The organism is Kitasatospora sp. NPDC056800 (assembly GCF_042789775.1).
In the GTDB taxonomy this organism is placed as follows: Bacteria; Actinomycetota; Actinomycetes; order Streptomycetales; family Streptomycetaceae; genus Kitasatospora.
Genome location: NZ_JBHUAL010000016.1, coordinates 26497 through 45993, shown reverse-complemented (window position 1 = coordinate 45993; position 19497 = coordinate 26497). Strand labels below are relative to the sequence as shown.

The 19497-nt window shown below is 74.0% G+C and carries 15 protein-coding genes; 7 read left to right on the top strand and 8 right to left on the bottom strand.

Going from position 1 to position 19497, the window contains the following annotated elements; genetic code table 11:
* Positions 1-121: 121 nt before the first annotated feature.
* Positions 122-820 (bottom strand): GNAT family N-acetyltransferase, encoded by a 699-nt coding sequence (locus ACFRQN_RS05850; RefSeq protein WP_375877750.1) that lies wholly within the window; start codon positions 818-820, stop codon positions 122-124.
* A gap of 279 nt (positions 821-1099) precedes the next feature.
* Between ACFRQN_RS05850 and ACFRQN_RS05845 the strand changes: the two genes are divergently transcribed.
* The 3 genes from ACFRQN_RS05845 to ACFRQN_RS05835 all read left to right on the top strand — a co-directional run bounded on the left by ACFRQN_RS05845 (position 1100) and on the right by ACFRQN_RS05835 (position 6123).
* Positions 1100-5284 (top strand): amino acid adenylation domain-containing protein, encoded by a 4185-nt coding sequence (locus ACFRQN_RS05845; RefSeq protein WP_380738536.1) that lies wholly within the window; start codon positions 1100-1102, stop codon positions 5282-5284.
* Between the two features lie 115 nt (positions 5285-5399).
* A complete protein-coding gene (locus ACFRQN_RS05840) occupies positions 5400-5615 on the top strand; it encodes a hypothetical protein (protein ID WP_049658393.1) in 216 nt (71 codons plus the stop codon).
* Positions 5616-5832: 217 nt separating this feature from the next.
* A complete protein-coding gene (locus ACFRQN_RS05835) occupies positions 5833-6123 on the top strand; it encodes a muconolactone Delta-isomerase family protein (protein WP_049658392.1) in 291 nt (96 codons plus the stop codon).
* A gap of 9 nt (positions 6124-6132) precedes the next feature.
* Here ACFRQN_RS05835 and ACFRQN_RS05830 read toward each other — a convergent pair whose 3' ends face one another.
* The 4 genes from ACFRQN_RS05830 to asnB all read right to left on the bottom strand — a co-directional run bounded on the left by ACFRQN_RS05830 (position 6133) and on the right by asnB (position 11586).
* Positions 6133-6585 (bottom strand): hypothetical protein, encoded by a 453-nt coding sequence (locus tag ACFRQN_RS05830; protein ID WP_074004549.1) that lies wholly within the window; start codon positions 6583-6585, stop codon positions 6133-6135.
* Positions 6586-6711: 126 nt separating this feature from the next.
* Positions 6712-8211, bottom strand: coding sequence for a pyridoxal phosphate-dependent decarboxylase family protein (locus ACFRQN_RS05825; RefSeq protein ID WP_380738534.1), 1500 nt, complete (start codon positions 8209-8211; stop codon positions 6712-6714).
* A gap of 163 nt (positions 8212-8374) precedes the next feature.
* Positions 8375-9493, bottom strand: a complete 1119-nt coding sequence (locus ACFRQN_RS05820) for a hypothetical protein (RefSeq protein ID WP_074004551.1) — start codon at positions 9491-9493, stop codon at positions 8375-8377.
* A 242-nt stretch (positions 9494-9735) separates the two neighbouring features.
* Positions 9736-11586 carry an asparagine synthase (glutamine-hydrolyzing) gene (gene asnB, locus ACFRQN_RS05815; RefSeq protein ID WP_074004552.1) on the bottom strand — a complete coding sequence of 617 codons (1851 nt, stop codon included), beginning with the start codon at positions 11584-11586 and terminating at the stop codon, positions 9736-9738.
* 216 nt (positions 11587-11802) lie between these two features.
* Here asnB and ACFRQN_RS05810 point away from each other — a divergent pair, with 216 nt between their 5' ends.
* Both ACFRQN_RS05810 and glmS read left to right on the top strand, forming a co-directional pair.
* Positions 11803-12078 carry a hypothetical protein gene (locus ACFRQN_RS05810; RefSeq protein WP_049651654.1) on the top strand — a complete coding sequence of 92 codons (276 nt, stop codon included), beginning with the start codon at positions 11803-11805 and terminating at the stop codon, positions 12076-12078.
* A 135-nt stretch (positions 12079-12213) separates the two neighbouring features.
* Entirely contained in the window at positions 12214-14040 is a 1827-nt protein-coding gene (glmS, locus tag ACFRQN_RS05805; RefSeq protein ID WP_049651653.1) for a glutamine--fructose-6-phosphate transaminase (isomerizing), read from the top strand.
* Between the two features lie 111 nt (positions 14041-14151).
* On the opposite strand, the gene ACFRQN_RS05800 is transcribed toward glmS, so the two are convergent.
* Positions 14152-15090 (bottom strand): glutaminase, encoded by a 939-nt coding sequence (locus ACFRQN_RS05800; RefSeq protein ID WP_369808293.1) that lies wholly within the window; start codon positions 15088-15090, stop codon positions 14152-14154.
* Positions 15091-15298: 208 nt separating this feature from the next.
* Positions 15299-15997, bottom strand: coding sequence for a DUF3152 domain-containing protein (locus tag ACFRQN_RS05795; RefSeq protein WP_380738532.1), 699 nt, complete (start codon positions 15995-15997; stop codon positions 15299-15301).
* A gap of 452 nt (positions 15998-16449) precedes the next feature.
* Between ACFRQN_RS05795 and ACFRQN_RS05790 the strand changes: the two genes are divergently transcribed.
* Positions 16450-16665 carry a heavy-metal-associated domain-containing protein gene (locus ACFRQN_RS05790; protein WP_049651651.1) on the top strand — a complete coding sequence of 72 codons (216 nt, stop codon included), beginning with the start codon at positions 16450-16452 and terminating at the stop codon, positions 16663-16665.
* Between the two features lie 100 nt (positions 16666-16765).
* On the opposite strand, the gene ACFRQN_RS05785 is transcribed toward ACFRQN_RS05790, so the two are convergent.
* Entirely contained in the window at positions 16766-17317 is a 552-nt protein-coding gene (locus ACFRQN_RS05785) for a DinB family protein (RefSeq protein ID WP_380738530.1), read from the bottom strand.
* A 106-nt stretch (positions 17318-17423) separates the two neighbouring features.
* Here ACFRQN_RS05785 and ACFRQN_RS05780 point away from each other — a divergent pair, with 106 nt between their 5' ends.
* Entirely contained in the window at positions 17424-18398 is a 975-nt protein-coding gene (locus tag ACFRQN_RS05780; RefSeq protein WP_380738528.1) for a helix-turn-helix transcriptional regulator, read from the top strand.
* Positions 18399-19497: the final 1099 nt, after the last annotated feature.

The following is a 19497-nucleotide window of genomic DNA, read 5'->3' as shown; positions in this document are numbered from 1 at the left end:
GGGAGAGCGGTGTACGGAGCAGCCCCAAGGGTTCGGCTCCGAACCCCTACTGCTTTGACGACGCTCGACGACCACCGTCGGGTTCCCGACCTGCCCGGGTAAGGATCTGGTGAAGAAATGATCAGCGTCCCGGATGGTGGGCGCAGCCGGCCGGATCCCCGGCGGCCAGCGTGGCGGTGATCACCAGGGTGCCGTCCTCGGCCCGGAAGTCCAGCGGCGCGTCCAGCCGTCGCATCGCGGCGATCAGCCCGGTGTTGCCGCCCTGGGTCACCGCGTACACCGTGCGGACGCCGGCCGCCCGGGCCGTCGCCGACAGCCGCCGCAGCAGCGCCGCGCCCAGCCCGTGCCGCTGCCAGTCGTCCTCGACCAGGACGGCCAGCTCGGCCTCGCCGTCGTCCCACATCAGGTGCCCGAGCGCGAGGATCCGCCCGTCCGGGGCGGCCACCGCGTAGCTGCGGCCGTGCCGCGGGTCCAGCAGGTGGTCCAGGTAGCGGCCGGCGTCGCGGACCGGGCCGTGGTAGCGCAGCCGCAGCGCGGCGGGGGAGCAGCGCCCGTGCATCGCCAGCGCCGCCGCCCGGTCGGCCGGCCCGGCCGGGCGCAGCAGCAGCCCGGTCCCATCCGGCAGGGACAGTCGGGACGGGGCCTCCGGCGCCGGACCGGCGGCGCGGACGGCGGGCGGGTGCGGCCGCACGGTCCGGTACGGGCCGCCGGTGAGCGCGGGCGGCCGGGTGGCCTGGCCCTCGGGCGCCGCGCACCTGCGGTCGGACCTGCGGAAGGGCCGGTGCCAGAGCCGTTCGGGGCGAGTGCGTGATGCCTTCATGCCGCCGACGCTACCGACGGTGCGCTTCCGTTCGGTTACGTGATCGTGAACGGGCGAATGCCCGGGTGCGCGGCCGGGCGGGGTGGGACAGGGCGGGCCCCCGCCCGGGACGGCGGCACGGGTGGCCGGGACGGCATCGGCGCAGGTCGCGACCGGTGCCTCAGGCGGGTGGGACAGCGGGCGGCCGACGGTGGACGGCGTTCCCCGGTGCTCCTGGTGAGCAGGAGGCCACGCCCCGTACGGCCACACCCGTACGTCCACGCACCGAAGGCCGTTTCCATGCGCGACACCCCATCCGTCCCCACCACCGACACCACCGCCACCACCGGCACCATTGGCACCACCGAGACCGCCGCCACCACCGGCACCCCCGCCGTCCCGCACGCCCGCCGGGCTCCGGTCGGCACCGCGCTCACCGGGCTGCTCGACCGGCAGGCGCAGACCCGGCCCGGCGCGCCGGCCGTCCTCGGCGAGGGCGGCGGCCTCACCTTCCAGGAGCTGGCCGGGACGGCCCGCCGGCTGGCCGCGCGGCTGCGCCGCCTGGGCGCCGTCCCGGACGGCTGCGTCGGCCTGTTCGTCGAGCCGTCCGTCGAGCTGGTCGCCGGGGCCTGGGGCGTGCTGTACGCCGGGGCCGGCTACCTGCCGCTGTCGCCCGAGTACCCCGAGGACCGGATCCGCTACATGGTCGAGGACAGCGGCACCCGGATCGTGCTGACCCAGGCGCACCTGCGCGAGCGGCTGGCCGCGCTGGTCCCGGCCGGGACCGCGGTCGTCACCTTCGAGGCCTGCGAGGACGCCGCTCCGCTGCCGGAGGCGGCGGCGGAGGAGGTACACGAGGAAGCGCCCGAGGCGGCCGCCGAGCCGGAGTCGCTGGCCTATGTGATCTACACCTCGGGCAGCACCGGCCGCCCCAAGGGCGTCATGATCGAGCACCGCTCGGTGGTCTCCCAGCTGCGCTGGATGCACTCCGCCGGGCACCTCGACCCCGGGACCACCGTGCTGCAGAAGACCCCGATGAGCTTCGACGCCGCGCAGTGGGAGATCCTCGCCCCGGCCGTCGGCGCCCGGGTGGCGGCCGGCACGCCCGGCCTCTACCGGGACCCGGAGGCGCTGGTCGCCGCCGTCCGGCGGCACGGGGTGACCGCGCTCCAGTGCGTGCCCACCCTGCTCCGGGCGCTGCTGGACACCGAGGGCTTCGCCGACTGCACCGGCCTGACCCGGGTGTTCTCCGGCGGTGAGGCGCTCTCCCGGCGGCTCGCCCGCGACCTGGGCCGCGCCCTCCCGGAGGCGGCGCTGGTCAACCTGTACGGCCCGACCGAGTGCACCATCAACGCCACCTGGCACCTGGTCGACCCGGCCGATCCGGCCGACGGCGCCGGCTCGGTGCCGATCGGCCGACCGGTGGCCGACACCCAGTGCCACGTCCTCGACGAGGAGCTGCGGCCGGTCGCCGCCGACGGCGTCGGCGAGCTGTACATCGGCGGCGTCCAGCTGGCCCGCGGCTACCTGAACCGGCCGGAGCTGACCGCGGAGCGGTTCGTCCGCTCCCCGTTCGCCCCCGGCGAGCGGCTGTACCGCACCGGCGACCTGGTGCGGTGGAACCCGGACGGCACCCTCCAGTTCGCCGGCCGGGTGGACAACCAGGTCAAGCTGCGCGGGTACCGGGTCGAGCTGGACGAGATCGCCCGCGCGATCGAGGAGCACACCTGGGTGCGTCGCTCGGCCGCGGTCGTCACCGGGGACGACCGCACCGGGCACCCGAACCTGGTCGCCTGTGTCGAGCTCAACCCGCGCGAGGCCGCCCTGATGGACCAGGGCAGCCACGGCGGCCACCACCAGTCCAAGGCCAGCAAGCTCCAGGTCAAGGCCCAGCTGTCCGACCCGGGCCTGCGCGACCGGGCCCGGCTGGCGGGCCGCGAGCGGGTCGAACTGCCCGGCCGGAAGGAGACCGACGCCCAGCGCCGGGAGGCCTTCGCCCGCAAGAGCTACCGCTTCTACGACGGCGGCGCGGTCACCCGGGACGACCTCACCGCGCTGCTCGCCCATAGGGCCTGTCTTCGAACTCGCGTCTGCGGGGCGACGCCGGGGCACGCACCTCGCCGCGTTGTCGTCGGTCACCAATGCTCCGCAGTGGCTCCCTCCTCCGCCTTGCGATGCACGCACCCCAACGCCGCCCCGCCCGCCCTCCGGGCGGACGACGGGAGTTCGAAGACAGGCCCTGGCCCGGCCGGCACCTTCGGCCGCGACCTGGAACTGCTGAGCCTGCCCGAACTCGGCCGCGTCCTGCGGTGGTTCGGCCAGTTCCACAGCGAGGAGCGGCTGCTGCCCAAGTACGCCTACGCCTCGCCCGGCGCGCTGTACGCGACCCAGCTGTACCTGGAGACCGGCGGCCTGGACGGGCTCGCGGCCGGGCTGTACTACTACCACCCGGTCGAGCACGTCCTGGTCCGGATCGGCCCCGCCGGGGCGCGGCCGGGCCCGGAGGACGGGGCCTACCTGACGCTGCACTTCTCCGGGAAGCACGGCGCCATCGAGCCGGTCTACAAGAACAACATCCGGGAGGTGCTGGAGTTCGAGACCGGCCACATGCTGGGCGTCCTGGCGGAGGTGCTGCCCGAGTACGGGCTGGACGTGCGCCCGATCGGCCTCGACCCGGCGGCCAGGGACCGGCTGGACGTCGCCGAGGAGGACCACTACCTGGGCGCCTTCGCGGTCGTCCGGGCCGGCGGCCCGGCGCGGGACGAGGGCACCGAGCTGTACGTCCAGGCCCACCAGGGCCGGGTGGACGGCCTGCCGGGCGGCCTCTACCGGTACGCCGACGGCGAGTTGACGCACGTCTCGGAGGAGGTGGTGGAGTCCCGGCACGTGATCGCGATCAACCAGGCGGTCTACGCCCGGGCCTCGTTCGGCATCACGGCCGTCGCCCGCGCCGAGGAGGAGTGGCTGCGGTACATCGTGCTCGGCACGGAGCTGCACCGCCTCCAGCGCAACGGCCTGGGGCTGGGCTTCATGTCCTCCGGCTACAGCTCCAAGTCCGGCCACCCGCTGCCCGCTTCGCGCCGCATCGACGAGATCCTGGCCGGCCGCGGCATCACCCCGGGACCGTCCTACTTCTTCCTCGGCGGCAAGGTGAGCGAGGAGCAGATCCGCAGCGAGGGCATGCACGAGGACACCGTCCACATGAAGGGACCGGCCGAGCTGATCAAGGACCAACTGGCCACCCTGCTGCCCGACTACATGCTGCCCAACCGGGTGCTGGTGATGGACGCCCTGCCGCTCACCGCCAACGGCAAGGTGGACCTCAAGGCGCTGGCCGCCTCCGAGGCCGTCCGCACGGCCGGCGTGCGCGGCGCGTACGTCGCACCCGCCACCGGGTACGAGCGGCGGCTGGCCGAGGCCTGGGGGCGGGCGCTGGGGTGCCAGGAGGTGTCGGTGACGGACGAGTTCTTCGCCGTCGGCGGGAACTCGCTGATCGCCGTCGCCCTGGTCCACCGGATCAACCGCGAGTTCGGCGTCGCGCTGCCGCTCCAGGTGCTGTTCGAGTGCCCCCGGCTGGGCGACCTGGCCGCGCGCGTCGAACGGGCCTGCGGCGAGGGCGGCGAGCGCGCGGGCGGGGGCACCGGCGGGAGCGCGGCCTCCCGGCTGGTGCCGCTGCACCCGGGGGCGGCCGACCGGGCCGTGTTCTGCTGGCCCGGACTGGGCGGCTACCCGATGAACCTGCGGCCGCTCGGCCGGGAGGCGAGTGCGGGCCGGGCCTTCTACGGCGTCCAGGCGCACGGCGTCAACCCGGGCGAGACGCCGTACCCGACCATCCGGGAGATGGCCGCCGCCGACGTCGCCGAGCTGCGCCGGGTGCAGCCGCGGGGGCCGTACACGCTGTGGGGCTTCTCCTTCGGCGCCCGGGTCGCCTTCGAGGCGGCCTGGCAGCTGGAGCGCGCCGGGCAGCGGGTGGAGCGGCTGCTGCTGATCTGCCCCGGCAACCCGAAGGTGCGCCGGGACGACGCCCGGTCGTGGGGCCGTGAGGCCTCGTACGCCAACCCGGCGTACCTGACCATCCTGTTCGGGGTGTTCGCCGGCCGGATCAGCGGCCCCGACCTGGAGCGCTGCCTGGCCGAGACGGTGGACGAGGCGACCTTCGTCGCCTCCGTGCACCGGATGCTGCCGGAGCTGGACGAGGAGCTGATCCGGCGGATCACCGGGATCGTCGGCGAGACCTACGAGTTCGAGTACAGCTTCCGCGAGCTCGCCGAGCGGCGGTTGGAGGCGCCGGTGACCGTCTTCAAGGCCGCGGGCGACGACTACTCGTTCATCGAGGGCAGCACCGGCTACTCCGCGGCCCCGCCCACCGTGGTCGACCTGGCGGGCGACCACTACGGGGTGCTGCGGGAGCACGGGGTGACCGAGCTGGCCGCCGCGATCCGGGAGGTGGAACGGACGGGCCCCGGGGAGCCCCCGGGCCGCTGATCGGATGATGTGGACACGCTCACGGATGGCTCAGGATCCGTGAGCGGGGGAGCCCCTTCGGATAGGGATGGCTCGGCTTCTCCGCCGATCCCGTCTCCTCCGAAGGGGCTTTCCGATGTCCGTGAAGAACTCCGCACTGGCCACCGCCTGTTGCGCCCTGCTGCTCGCCCTGCCGCTCGCCCTCGCCCAGTCGGCCGCCGCCGACAGCAACGGCCCCAAGACGCCCGAGGAGGCCGCCACCTGCCACCAGGTGCTCGGCGCCCTGCTCGGCGGCTTCGGGCCGATGCTCGGCGAGGCCGTGTGCGTCGTACAGCCGGCCGACAAGGGCTGACGCCTCCCGGGAATCCGCCGCCGGCGGTGGCCGCCCTCCTCGGGCCGCCGCCGGCGGAGCCGGATCCCGGGCCCGCGCCGGGTGCGGGGCCGCCGGAGGCCGGCTCCGGATTCGCCCGGCCGGCCCACCGGGCGCGGGCCGGTCGTGGCGGCGGTCGGGTGCCGGGCCGACGATGAGGGGGCGGGGGCGGGGCGGGGGGCGAGAAGGGAGCAGGACCGTGCAGGAGTTCCTGGTCGAGATCACCACCAGCGTCCCCGAGGGCACCGCCGAGGAGGAGGTCGACCGGCGGCGCGCCGCCGAGGCCGTCCGCGCCCGCGAGCTCGCCGCCACCGGCCACCTGGCCAGGCTGTGGCGCCCGGTCGGCGAACGGCGCAGCATCGGCGTCTGGCGGGCGGCCGACGAGGCCCGGCTGCGCGCGGAGGTGCTCGGCAGCCTCCCGCTGCGGCCGTGGATGACCGTCGTGGTGACCCCGCTCGAACCGCACCCCAACGACCCGGGCCCGGCCTGAGGCGACGGCTCAGGCGATGCGGGTCGGCGCGTCCTGGAGGGTGTGGCCGGTGGCGGTCAGCAGCGTCGTCAGGACGGCCGGGGTCACCGGGTGCTCGGTGCGGAGGTAGAGCTCGTCGGCGGCGGGGTGGGGGTGGACGGAGAGCAGGGTGATCCGGTGGTCGGCGAGCGTCGTGCGGGTGTGGGCGAGGGCCGTGGTGCGCACCCGCCAGAGCGCGACCGGGGGCGGGGCGTGCGGTGACCACCAGCTGTGGAGCAGGGCGGTGGCCAGCAGGGCGAGCGCGGAGGCGGCCACGACGACCGGGCCGTCCGGGCCGTGGACGACGATCTTGGCGATGAGGTCGGCCGCCGTGACGGAGAGGAAGACGGCGGCGAGTTCGACGGTGTCACGGCGCCAGCGGTGGGTGCGGCGGGCACCGGGGCCGGCGGGGGCACGGAGGGGAGAGGGCTTCGAATGCTCCATGCCACCACCGTGCCCGACCGGTGTTTCCCGGTCGGGCATCCGTCGTGACCGGCCGGTTACGGTCCGCGCCGGGGTGTTACGGGAGGAACGCGCGGGGCCGAGTCGGGAGGCCGGGCCGCCGGTGGTCTAGCCGAGCAGGTCGCGGGCCGCGGCCTTGACCTCGGCGAGCAGGAGGTGGAGGTCGGCCTCCGTCGTGGCGGCGTTGAGGAGGCAGGCGCGGAGCAGCTCGGCGTCGCCCAGGCGGGCGCCGGTGACGAAGACCCGGCCGCGACGCTGGACGGCGGCGGGGAGGTCGCGGTTGAGGGCGTCGCGGGCGGCCCCGTCCCGGCCGGGGGCGCGGTGGCGGAACGCCACGATCGAGGTCTGCACCTCGGCGAGCAGCTCCAACTCCTCGTCCGCTTCGACGAGTTCGCCGAGCCGGCGGGCCAGTGCGGTGCACCGGGCGATGTCCTGGGCGAGCCCGGCCCGGCCCTTGTGGGCGATGGTGGCCCAGACCTTGAGGGCCCGGAAGGGGCGGGTCTGCTCGGTGCCGTACTCGGAGAACCAGCCGAGGGCGCCGGCCGACTCGTCGCGCAGGTAGGACGGGACGAGGCTGAAGGTGCCGCGCAGCTCCTCGGTGTCGCGGACCAGCGCGCAGCCGCAGTCGACCGGGACGCCGAGCCACTTGTGCGGGTCGAGGGCCAGCGAGTCGGCGCGCTCCAGCCCGGCGTAGCGGTGGGCGATGGCCGGATCGAGCCGGCCGAAGGCGCCGTACGCGCCGTCCACGTGCATCCAGAGGCCCTGCTCCTCGCAGAGGTCGGCGATCGGGCCGAACCCGTCCACCGCGCCGGCGCCGACGGTGCCGGCCGAGGCGACCACCAGGAAGGGCAGCAGGCCGGCCGCGCGGTCGCGCTCGACGGCCGCTCGCAGGTCGGCGGTGTCCAGCCGGCCGTCGGGGCCGGTGGCCACGGTGCGCAGCTGCCGGCTGCCGAGGCCGAGCAGCTCGGCGGCCTTGCGGACGCAGGAGTGGGTCTCGCCGGTGACGTAGCCGACCAGCGGCGGCAGGCCCGCCAGGCCCTCCTCGCGGACGTCCCGGCCGGCCCGCCGGGCGGCGCGGTTGCGGGCGGCGGCGAGGCAGACGATGGTCGCCATCGAGGTGCCGGAGGTGAGCAGGCCGCCGCCGGCCGGGTGCGGGAAGCCGACCAGTTCGGCTATCCAGCGGACCACGGCGCGCTCCAGGTGGACGTCGGCGTGGTCGCCGCCGGCCGAGCTGGGGTTCATCGCGGAGGCGGCGAGGGTGGCGAGCACCCCGGCGGGGGCGGGGGCGGAGTTGACCCAGCCGAAGAAGCGCGGGTTGCCGTTGCCCATCGGGTACGGCAGGACGTCCCGTCCGATGGCGCCGATCAGCTCGTCGAGCGGTCGGCCCTCGGCGGGCAGCGGGGCGTCGAGCAGGGCCCGGCGGGCGGTCTCGTCCATGGGCTGCCAGACCGGGCGTCCGGGCAGGTCGGCGAGGTAGTCGGAGACGAGGTCGGCGGTGGCGTGGGCGGCACGGCGGAAGTCGGCGTCGGTGACGTCGGTGCCGGTGACGTCGGTGCCGGTGACGTCGGTGCCGGTGACGTCGGTGCCGGGGGAGTCCTCGGTGGTCATGGCGTGCTCCAGGGAGGCCGGGGGACGGGCTGGGCGAGGCGCGGCGTCCTTGGCGCACCCGGGTCAGGCGATGATCGGGTGATCCTACGCAAGCAGGCCCGCACCGTGCGGTGCGAGCCTGCTTGCTGAGACCCGGGGGCGTCGGTCCGGGGGACCGGGGGCGTCAGTCCAGCGAGCTGGACAGGCCGCTCGCCGAGCGGCAGTAGCCCTGCATCTCCTTGTTGGTGATCTTGGCGCAGAGCCGTCCGGCCGCGCCCCCGTCGGTGTAGTTGACCGTGTAGTAGCTGACCAGGCCCTCGGCGCAGGCCTTGCGCTGCCAGCCGTCGGCGGCGGTCGCGCACTGTTCGGACGCCCAGTCCTCGCGGTCCAGGTTGTACTTCATGGTGCGCGAGCCGACACCGCGGCTGCAGTCCACCGCCCCGCCGCTGGCCTTGCCGTTGAGGCACCACTTGAGGGCCTCGGCGTAGACCTCGGGGTGGTTCGGGTAGTCGTGCGAGGAGAGGAAGAAGGTCGGGGCGTAGAAGAAGCAGGCCGACTGGAACAGCGACGGCTGGTCCTTGCACGGGTAGAGCGGGTCCTGGGCGAGCTTGTCGGCGGGCAGGTTGGCCTTGGCCTGCTCGTCCTCCTCGTCCGGGCCGAAGAGCTGCATGAACAGGCCCTCGGAGCAGCGGATCCGGTTCTGGTCGGAGGGGAACTTGTTGCACAGGTCGCGCGCCTTGGCGACGTCCTGCTTGGCGACGAACATGGTGCCGTGGCCGACGCCGTGGATGCAGGGCCCGGTGTTCTTGGGCGCGCAGAGCTTGAGCAGGTCCGTCTCGGGCTGGGTGGAGGCGTTGAGCATCTCCTCGACCGCGCCGTGCAGGTAGCCGGCCGCGCAGGTCTCGTGCGGGAAGGAGATGACCTTCTGGAAGTCGGCGTTGAAGCGCTTGACCGCCGCGTGGCCGAGCTCGTGCGCGATCGGGTGGCAGAAGCGCACGGTGTACGGCTTCTCCTTGGTGATCTTGTCGAGGTCGGCCAGGGCGACACCGGGGTCGGTGGCGTCCATCTCGGCCATCACCTTGTTGCGCAGCGTGGAGCGGGTCCACACGGCGGGGTCGCCGGTCGGGGTGGCGCTCGCGGGGCCGGCCGCGGCCGGCCGGGCGCCGGCGGCGGGGGCCCCGGGGGCGACGGCGGTCAGGGACGCGGTGGCCGCCGCGGGCGACCAGTCGGTGACGGCCACCGACCCCAGGCCCAGGACGCCCAGGAGCAGGGCGGTGAGAATCGCGAAGACTCGCGGCTGCATGACGGGATCCCCCGGCGGATCGAGGTGAACGTTTCGCTCCCATCCTGACGGCACGTGAGCGGTAAGCCGCGATTTCGCCCGCCATTCGGGAGGTGTCGGCGACGCTATCGCACCGTGGGACCTCCGGGCCCGGCGGGATGGTTCCGCACAATCACCCGGACGGAGTACGGGGGCGCGGGCGTCGCCGGGTGCGCCGTTCGGGTGGCGGCACCCGCGCCCCACACGCGTTCAGGCCCCGGCGGTCAGAGCTCCAGCGTCACCCGGTACTCCGTCAGCCAGGCGTCGAAGTCCAGCGCGAGGTCGACGGCCAGCCGGACGGACTGCGGGTCGGTGTCCGGGGCGAGCGCGTCGGCGAGGCGCCGCCGGTCGAGCAGGTCCAGGGCCGGGGAGGTGCGCTCGACGGCCAGCCGGGCCAGTTCGGCGCGCAGCTTCGCCGGGTAGTGCGGGTCGGTGGTGACCGGGTACGGGCTCTTCGCCCGCTCGGCGACCGCGGCCGGCAGCACGTCCCGGACGGCGGCGCGCAGCAGGCTCTTCTCCCGCCCGTCGAAGGACTTCATCGCCCACGGGGCGTTGAAGACGTACTGGACCAGCCGGTGGTCGCAGAACGGCACCCGCACCTCCAGGCCGTTGGCCATGCTCATCCGGTCCTTGCGGTCGAGCAGGATGCAGACGAAGCGGGTCAGGTTGAGGTACGAGATCTCGCGCATCCGCCGTTCGAGCGGATCCGCCTCCGGCAGGTGCGGGACCTCGGCGACCGCCTCGCGGTAGCGGGCCCTGCGGTAGCCGTCCAGGTCGAGCTTGCGGAGCAGTTCGGCGTCCAGGAGGTGCTCGCGCGGGGTGGCTCCGCCGCCGGCGATGCCGGTGAGGCCGAGCGCCCAGGGGAAGTCGTCGACGGCGATGGTGGCCGGGTCGTGGAACCAGCGGTAGCCGCCGAAGAGCTCGTCCGCGGACTCGCCGGACAGCGCGACCGTGGAGTGGCGGCGCACGCCCCGGAAGAGCAGCAGCAGCGAGGTGTCCATGTCGCCGACGCCGTTGGGCAGGTCGCGGGCGCGCAGCACGACGGAGCGCCGGGCCGGGTCCGTCAGGTCGGCCGCGTCCAGCTCGACGACGCTGTGGTTGGCGCCGACGTGGTCGGCGAGCAGCCGGGCGAACGGGCCGTCCTGGGTCTGCCGGACGTCGTTGGCGTTGAAGGTCTCGCTCTGCCCGGCGAAGCCGACGGAGAAGGAGCGCACCGGGCCGGCCCCGGCCGCGCCCAGGGTCCGGGCGGCCAGGGCGGTGACGGCGCTGGAGTCCAGGCCGCCGGAGAGCAGTGAGCAGAGCGGGACGTCCGCCTCCAGCTGGCGGTGCACGATGTCGTCCAGCAGGGCCCGGACGGTGGCGACCGTGGCCTCCAGGCTGTCGCGGTGCTCGCGCGCCTCCAGCGCCCAGTAGCGGCGGACCGAGAGGCCCTCGCGGCGCACCCGCACGACGTGCCCGGGCCGGACCTCGTGGATGTCCCGGTACGGGGTGAGCCCCGGGGTGCGGGCGTAGCCGAGCAGTTCGCGCAGCCCGTCCAGGTCCACCACCGGGCGGACGGCGGGGTGGGCGAACAGGGCCTTGACCTCGGAGCCGAAGACCACGCCGTCCGGGGTGCGGTGGTAGTACAGGGGTTTGACGCCCATCCGGTCGCGGACCAGCAGCAGCTCCTCGCGCCGGATGTCCCAGACCGCGAAGGCGAACATGCCGTTGAGCCGCTCGGCCAGGTGCTCGCCCCACTCCAGGTAGGCGCGCAGCACGACCTCGGTGTCGCTGCGGGTGCGGAAGCGGTGCCCGGCCGCCTCCAGTTCCGCGCGCAGTTCGCGGTGGTTGTAGACCTCGCCGCTGTAGGTGAGCACGGCCAGCGTCCGGCCGTCGTGCTCGACCGTCATCGGTTGGACGCCGCCCGCGATGTCGATCACCGCGAGCCGGCGGTGGCCGAGCACGGCGTGCGGCTCCAGGTGGACGCCGCCGGCGTCCGGGCCGCGGCGGGCCTGGGTGGCCGTCATCGCGTCGATGACCCCCCGTTCGGCGGTGAGGTCGCGCTCGAACGCGACCCATCCGGTGATCCCGCACATCAGCAAGCCTCCGGTCTTCCGCTTCGTGTTCAGGGGGTCACGCTACGTGCGGAGTTGGCGCCGCTTCAAGGGGCTTTCGGGAACGGGGGCGAACGGGTGGCCGTTCGACGGCCGAATGTGAAGGAGTCGTGGATGTGGTCTAAAAGTCGTAATGTCTGCCCGATTTCGGGCAGAAACTTTGGCTTCGGCGGCCGGCCCGACCTAGGCTCCACACTCGTGCCGAGCTCACCCCACCCCCACGAAGACCTCCTCGCCCACCTCACCCGGACCAGCCCGCTCGGGCCCCGGGAGGCGGCGCGGGTCGTGGCGGAGGTGCTGGCGTACTTCTCCGAGAGCACCGAGGAGTACGTGCGCCGCCGCCACACCGAGCTCCAGGCACGCGGTCTGACCAACGAGCGGATCTTCGCCCGGCTCACCGAGGAGCTGCCGCAGCGCCGGGTCTCGGCGCCGGAGCTCTCGGCCCGCCAGTTGCGGCGGATCGTCTACGGCTGAGGCGGCCGAGGCGGCCGAGCGCCCGTCGCCCTCATCGCGCTCGCTGCCCTCAGCGGGCTGACTGCCCTCACGGCCCTCAGCGGGCTGACCGCCCTCGTTCCCGACCTTCCGAAGACTTCGAAGAGGAGACCACGCATGTGCGGAATCGTGGCCTACATCGGCCCCAAGGACGCGACCCCCTTCCTGCTGGAGGGGCTGGCGCGGCTGGAGTACCGCGGCTACGACTCGGCCGGTGTCGCCGTCACCGGGCGCAGCGGCGGGATCAAGCTCCGCAAGGTGAAGGGCCGGGTCGCCGACCTGGCCGCGGCCGTGCCGGCCCGGTTCAAGGGCACCACCGGCATCGGCCACACCCGCTGGGCCACCCACGGCGTCCCCAGTGACGCCAACGCGCACCCGCACCTGGACAACGCCGAGCGGATCGCCGTCGTCCACAACGGCATCATCGAGAACGCCGACGAGCTGCGCGCCAAGCTCGCCGCCGACGGCGCGGTGTTCCGCTCCGAGACCGACACCGAGGTGCTCGCCCACCTGATCGCCGCGAACGTGGCCGAGGGTGTCGAGCTGGAGGACGCGGTGCGGGCCGCGCTCGGCCGGGTGGTCGGCACCTACGGCATCGCGGTGCTCGACGCCGAGCGGCCGGACCGGATCGTCGTCGCCCGCAACGGCAGCCCGATCGTGCTGGGCATCGGCGAGAAGGAGATGTTCGCCGCCTCGGACGTCTCCGCGCTGGTCCGCTACACCCGCCAGGTCGTCCACCTGGAGGACGGCGAGCTGGCCACCGTCCGGGCCGACGGCTTCCGGACCTTCACCGAGGACGCCCGCACCACGCACCGCCAGCCGTCCACCGTGGACTGGGAGGTCGACTCCTACGACACCGGCGGCTTCGAGCACTTCCTGCTCAAGGAGATCCACGAGCAGCCCGGCTCGGTCGAGCGCACCCTGAGCGGCCGGCTCGACGAGCGCTTCGCCACCGCGCACCTCGGCGGCCTCAACCTGGACGCCCGGGAGCTGCGCGAGATCCGCCGGGTGAAGATCCTCGGCTGCGGATCGGCCTACTACGCGGGCGAGATGGGCGCGCAGCTGATCGAGGAGCTGGCCCGGATCCCCGCGCACAGCGAGCCGGCCTCCGAGTTCCGCTACCGGAACCCGGTGATCGAGGCGGACACCCTGTACGTCGCGGTCAGCCAGTCCGGCGAGACCTACGACACGCTGGCCGCCGTCCAGGAGGTCAAGCGCAAGGGCGGCCGGGTGCTCGGCGTCGTCAACACGGTGGGCAGTGCTATCGCCCGAGAGTGTGACGGCGGTATCTACCTGCACGCCGGTCCGGAGGTCTCGGTCGCCTCCACCAAGGCGTTCACCTCCACCGTGGTCGCCTTCGCGCTGCTCGCCCTGCACTTCGGGCGCATCCACGACCTGTCGCCCGCCGACGGGCGCCGGATCGTTTCTGCGCTCAAGGCGCTGCCCGACCAGATCCGCGAGGTGCTGGAGCAGAGCGAGGCCATCGCCGGACTCGCCGCCGAGTACGCCGACTCCGCGGGCATGATGTTCATCGGCCGGGTGCGCGGCTACCCGGTGGCCCGCGAGGGCGCGCAGAAGCTCAAGGAGATCTCCTACGTGCACGCCGAGGCCTACCCGGCGAGCGAGCTCAAGCACGGCCCGCTGGCGCTGATCAGCCCCGAACTGCCCACCGTGGCACTGGTTCCGGACGACGAGCTGCTGGACAAGAACCTCACCACGCTGGGCGAGATCAAGGCCCGCTCCGGGCGGGTCATCGCCGTCGGCCACCGGCGGCCGGAGGAGAAGCTCGCGGACCACTGCATCCTGGTGCCCAAGAGCGAGCCCGAGCTGGACCCGCTGCTGCTCAACATCCCGCTCCAGCTGCTCGCCTACCACGCCGCCGTCGCCCTGGGGCGGGACGTGGACAAGCCGCGCAACCTCGCGAAGAGCGTGACGGTGGAGTAGTCCCCCGGAGCCTCGGGGGAGGGCGTCCTCGGAGCGGAGGGCGCTCGTCACGGACCCGCGGGTCCCGGTCGCTGTGCGGACGGCCGGGGCCCGCGTTCCGCTGTCCGCGGGTCAGAAGACCGAGCAGCCGGAGAGGGTGGTCAGGGTGTCCAGGGCGGCGACCGCGGCGACGGAGTTGCCGGCCTGGTCCAGGCGCGGGCCCCAGGCGCAGACGGCGGCGCGGCCGGGGAGTATCGCGAGGATGCCGCCGCCGACGCCGCTCTTGCCGGGCAGGCCCACACGGAACGCGAACTCGCCGGCGGCGTCGTAGGTGCCGCAGGTGAGCAGGACGGCGTTGATCCGCTTGGTCTCGCTGCGGGACATCAGCCGGGTGCCGTCGGCGCGCACGCCGTACCGGGCGAGGAAGGAGCCGGCCAGCACCAGGTCGCGGCAGCTGGTCGCGACGGCGCAGTGGGCGTAGTAGTGCTCCAGGACGGTCTCGACCGGGTTCTCCAGGTTGCCGTGGCTGGCGATGAAGTGGGCCAGCGCGGCGTTGCGGTGGCCGTGCTCGGCCTCCGAGGCGGCGACCACCGGGTCGGTGTCCAGCAGCGGGTTGCCGGACTCGCGGCGCAGGAACTCCCGTACCGCGCCCGAGGCGTCGCCGGTCATGGTGTGGAGCCGGTCGGTGACCACCAGGGCGCCCGCGTTGATGAACGGGTTGCGCGGGATGCCGTGCTCGGTCTCCAGCTGCACCAGGGAGTTGAACGGGTTGCCGGACGGCTCGCGGCCGACGCCCTGCCAGAGGGTGTCACCGCCGTAGGCCACCGCGAGGGCGAGCGAGAACAGCTTCGAGACGCTCTGGACGGAGAACGGCCGCTGCCAGTCCCCGACACCGTGCAGCTCCCCCTCGACGGTGGCGACGGCCATGCCGAAGGCCTCCGGGTCGGCGGTGGCGAGGGCCGGGATGTAGTCGGCGACCCGGCCCCGGCCCGTGGTCGCCCGGGCGGCCGCCTCGGCGGCCTCCAGCAGGACCGGCCAGTCCAGGTACTCCCCGCCGGGCACACCGTTCAACGCTTCTCCTCCACCGGCACCGACTGGGAACACGACCGGGACCGGGCGCGCGGTGCGGGTGCGTCCGGTCCGACCAGGATTATCCGTGTTTCGGGCGGGTGGGTCGGGAGGGGGGTGGGTGGTTCGCCCCGTGCGGTGTCGTGAGGCCGTCGGTGCCGGGTTGTGCCGCTCGGCGGTGTGCGGCGGCGTGAGGCGGCGTGCGGGCCGGCTACGGGGCGTTGGTGGGGGCCTGGACGGGCGGGCCGGTGAGCAGGGTGCCGGTGTCCGAGTACGGCCAGCCGTTGGGGACGCAGCCGTGCAGCCCCTTGATCTGCTGCATCATCACCGGCGCCGGGGCGCCCGGGCCGGGGCAGTCGACGTGGCCGTTGCCGAGGATGTGGCCGACCTCGTGGTTGACGGCCAGCGCGTGGTACTGCTCGGGCCTGCCCTGGTAGAACTCGGACAACTCGGTCCAGCGGGTGAGGTTGACGACCACCTGGTGGGTGACGCCGCAGTTCACCCAGCCGCCGGTGTCCAGCCCGTACTGGCCGCAGATCCGGTCGGTGGACTTCGGGGTGGCCAGGTAGACGGTGAAGTCCACCGGGTCGGCGGGCATCCGCTGGAACGAGGCCGTGCCACCGGCCGCCCAGCCATGCCGGACGTCGCCGAGGACCGCGTCCACCTCGGCGGCGAACTGCGCCGGGCTCTCCGCGATCCCGTCCTCCACCCGCACCTTGTAGCGGTACAGGTGCTCGCCGGTGCCGAAGCGGGCGGAGCCGCCCGGCGCGGTGGTGAACGCCATCCGGTCACCGTCCCCGCCGCTCCACGGCTGCCACCAGAGCAGCCCGGCGGTCAGCGCCGCGACCAGCGCGAGGGCGGGCAGAGCGTGCCGGGGCTTCCAGCGGCGCAACCGCGCGGGCGCCCTCACCGGCCCGCTCCCGCCGCGGCCAGATGGCCGTACACGCCGCGCAGGGCGGCGTGGGCCATCAGGAGGGCGGTGGTGTCCGGTCGGGCGTGGATCGGGGCCAGGGTGGACATGGCGGAAGTGCTCCAGGACGGGATCGGCGGGCCGGGGCGGCCGATCGGCGACCGGGCCGTCGCCCGGTCGTGCGAAAGGGTGGTACCTGGAGGAACGGGGCGGGGTGCGGCGGCGGTTCAGGGCGCCTTCGCGGTTCGGCGCGCCTTCGCGGTTCGGGCGGTGGCGTGCGCCACGGTGCCGGCCCCTGTCGGACGGGAGGCCCGGGTGGTTCCCGGAACCGCTCGATGGTGTCACCCCGGCGGCGTGTCCCTGGGCGGCGCCGTCGGATTCGGGTGTCGTAGGGCGGGTCGATCCGTCCGGGTCGGCCCTGTCCCGAGCGAGCTGCCATCGGAGGCGCCGTCATGTCCACCACCGCTGTTTTCACCGTCGACGGCATGAGCTGCGGCCACTGCGAGAAGACGGTCAGCGCCGGGCTCGCCGTCCTGCCGGGCGTCACCGACGTCAGTGCCGACGCGCCGAGCGGCCGGGTCACCGTGGCCTCCGCGCAGCCGCTGGACGAGGCCCTGGTCCGCCGCGTCGTCGACGGGGCCGGGTTCACCTTCGTCGGGCAGGCCTGAGGGCGGTTCCGGGGAGGGGCGGTCCGGGGATGCGGTGCAGGGGGGCGCGGGGCCCGGCGACTGCTGTCGACGGGCCCCGCCGCCGTCCCGCCGGCCGGGCTCAGCCCATGCTCTTCGCGCCGTCCAGGGACTCGCGGATGATGTCGGCGTGACCGGCGTGCTGGGCCGTCTCGTTGGCGATGTGCAGCAGCACCCGGCGGGCCGACCACTCGGCGTCCGCCTCGAACCACGGGGCCTTCGGCAGCGGCTGGGTGGCGTCCAGGTCGGGGAGGGTGGCCACCAGCTCGTCGGTGCGCACGGCCACCTCGGCGTACGCCGCGAGGACACCGGCCAGCGTCTCGCCCGGCAGCATGCGGAACTCGTCCGCGCGGCGGGCGAAGTCCTCCTCGGTCCAGGCGGTGAAGTCGGGCATCGCGGACGGGCCCTGCACGATGAACTCCGCCCAGAGCCGCTCGACGCTGGTCACGTGCTTGATCAGGCCGCCCAGGCACAGCTCGCTCGCACAGGTCCGCAGGCCGACCTGCTCGTCGGTGAGGTCGCGGGTGGTGAAGCGCAGGAAGTGCCGCTGCTTCTCCAGGGCCGCCAGGAGGTCGGCGCGCTCGCCGGTGAGGTTCTGCGTGGCGGCGGGGGTGGTGGTCGTGGTCATCGTCATGGCCTTTCGCTGGGTTCCTGCTACGGGTTCCTGCTCCCTCGGACAAGAACAACGCTACGGACCATTGCGGTCACTTCCTGTCCTGAATCCCAGGGAGAATCGACGCATGGCGAACACCAGCACGCGGACGCTGCGACTGCTCTCCCTGCTCCAGACCCACCGGTACTGGCCGGGCGACGAACTGGCCGACCGGCTCGGCGTCTCCGTCCGCACCCTGCGCCGCGACATCGACCGGCTGCGCGAACTCGGCTACCCCGTCGAGGCCCAGCGCGGCGTCGACGGCGGCTACCAGCTCGCGGCGGGCGCGGCGCTGCCTCCGCTGGTGATCGACGACGAGGAGGCGGTCGCCCTCGCGGTCGGCCTCCAGGCGGCGGCCGAGAGCCCGGTCGAGGGCGTCGCCGAGGCCTCGGCGCGGGTGCTGGCGAAGGTGGTCCAGGTGATGCCGGCCCGGCTGCGCCGCCGGGTCGAGGCGCTGCGCGCGGTCACCGTCCCGGTGGACTGGGGGACGCGGACGGGCACGGGCGTCGACCCGGACGTCCTGACGGTGGTGGCACTCGCCTGCCGGGACGGCGAGCGGGTGCGGTTCTCGTACACGGCCGCCGACGGGCGCGGTATCGACCGGCACGTCGAACCGCACCGGCTGGTCTGCCTGAACCGCCGCTGGTACCTCGTCGCGTACGACCTCGACCGGGCCGACTGGCGCAGCTTCCGCCTCGACCGCCTCACCGCCCCGACCGGCAGCGGCGCCCGCTTCTCCTCCCGGACCCTCCCGGCGGCCGACGCGGCGGAATTCGTCCGCGCGGGCCTCAACAGGATGCCCCGACCGCACCAGGTGGAGGCCCTGATCGAGGCACCGGCGGAGTTCGTCCGCGCCCGCGTCGGCCGCTGGGGCACCGTGGAACCCGTCACCCCGCACCGCTGCTGCCTACGGATGACCGCCGACTCGCTCGACTGGCCCGCCATGGCCCTCGGCTCCCTGGGCGCCGAATTCCAGGTACTCGCCCCGGACGCCCTCCGGACCCTGCTCACGGACTGGAGCACCCGCTTCGCCCGCGCAGCGGCGGAGGGGGAGGAGGCGTAGGAAGTCGGCCTGGCCGACTTCTGGCGTCGGCAAGGGGCGTGGTGCACCGCTCTGACGGCCGCTTCGTCGTGGTCTGCTGCTCCGGTGCTTGCCATGGTCGGACGACGGCCCGTTGCAGCGGAGTAGGAAGTCGACCCCGCCGACTTCTGGTGTCAGTAGTCCGTGCATCCCGCTGCGCCTGGCTGTTGCTTGCCCGGCCCCGTGTTTGCGCCCGGCCTTGGCCTTCATGCTCGCTCCGGTGTCGGTGCTCGCCCCTGTGCCTGGGCTGCGGCCGGGGTGGGTGGCGGCATGGGAAGTCGGCCCGGCCGACTTCTGGTGCTGACGGTCCGCGCATCTTGCTCCGCTTCTGTCCTCACCTTCGGCCTTGCCCTCGCCCTCGGCCTTCGCGTTCGCTCCGTCCCCAGGGCGCGGCCGGGGGCGGTTGGCGGTGTGGAAAGTCGGCCGGGCCGATTTCTGGCGGGTGGCCATTGGCACATCACCGCCTCGGCCCGGTGCCGGCGTCGGAAGTCGCCCGGGCTGAGTGCCGGTGTGACCGGCGAGTGTGCCCCGGCCACCGAATGCCGTGCTTCCGGTTTGAGCAGCTGTGGCGGCATGGCCGGTGTTGGTGGAGCAGGAAGTCGGGCCCGTCGACTTCTGGTGCCGCTCTGGGCGGGTTCGGGTTTGTGGCGGGCCGGTAGGTGGAGTGGGAAATCGGACCCGTCGACTTTTGGCGCGGGCCCTGGGCGGGTTCAGGCCCAATGGCATTTGGCGTGGGCGTGGGTGCCGCGTGGGCGTGGGGGGCGGTGGCGGGTCGTGGCGTGGGAAGTCGGCTTGGTCGACTTCTGGTGCTGACAGTTCGCGCACCTTGCTGCGCCTGGGCGGAGTTTGCCCCGCCTCTGCCCTCACCCTCGGCCTTCGCCTTTGCCCCGTCCCTGGGTTGAGGCCGAGGGTGGGTGGTGGTGTGGAAAGTCGGCCCGGCCGACTTCTGGCGTCGGCAAGGGGTGTGGTGCACCGCTCCTGCGGCTGCTTTGTCGTGGCTTGCTCTTCTGGCGCTCGCCCTGGGCAGGCGACGGCCCGTTGCGGCGGAGTAGGAAGTCGACCAGGCCGACTCCTGGCGGGT

What these genes read in the sequence shown, in the direction of transcription:
- ACFRQN_RS05850 (WP_375877750.1), bottom strand. Translation starts at nt 820, where the DNA reads ATGAAGGCATCACGCACTCGCCCCGAACGGCTCTGGCACCGGCCCTTC.
- ACFRQN_RS05845 (WP_380738536.1), top strand. Translation starts at nt 1,100, where the DNA reads ATGCGCGACACCCCATCCGTCCCCACCACCGACACCACCGCCACCACC.
- ACFRQN_RS05840 (WP_049658393.1), top strand. Translation starts at nt 5,400, where the DNA reads ATGTCCGTGAAGAACTCCGCACTGGCCACCGCCTGTTGCGCCCTGCTG.
- ACFRQN_RS05830 (WP_074004549.1), bottom strand. Translation starts at nt 6,585, where the DNA reads ATGGAGCATTCGAAGCCCTCTCCCCTCCGTGCCCCCGCCGGCCCCGGT.
- ACFRQN_RS05825 (WP_380738534.1), bottom strand. Translation starts at nt 8,211, where the DNA reads ATGACCACCGAGGACTCCCCCGGCACCGACGTCACCGGCACCGACGTC.
- ACFRQN_RS05820 (WP_074004551.1), bottom strand. Translation starts at nt 9,493, where the DNA reads ATGCAGCCGCGAGTCTTCGCGATTCTCACCGCCCTGCTCCTGGGCGTC.
- asnB (WP_074004552.1), bottom strand. Translation starts at nt 11,586, where the DNA reads ATGTGCGGGATCACCGGATGGGTCGCGTTCGAGCGCGACCTCACCGCC.
- glmS (WP_049651653.1), top strand. Translation starts at nt 12,214, where the DNA reads ATGTGCGGAATCGTGGCCTACATCGGCCCCAAGGACGCGACCCCCTTC.
- ACFRQN_RS05790 (WP_049651651.1), top strand. Translation starts at nt 16,450, where the DNA reads ATGTCCACCACCGCTGTTTTCACCGTCGACGGCATGAGCTGCGGCCAC.
- ACFRQN_RS05785 (WP_380738530.1), bottom strand. Translation starts at nt 17,317, where the DNA reads ATGACGATGACCACGACCACCACCCCCGCCGCCACGCAGAACCTCACC.
- ACFRQN_RS05780 (WP_380738528.1), top strand. Translation starts at nt 17,424, where the DNA reads ATGGCGAACACCAGCACGCGGACGCTGCGACTGCTCTCCCTGCTCCAG.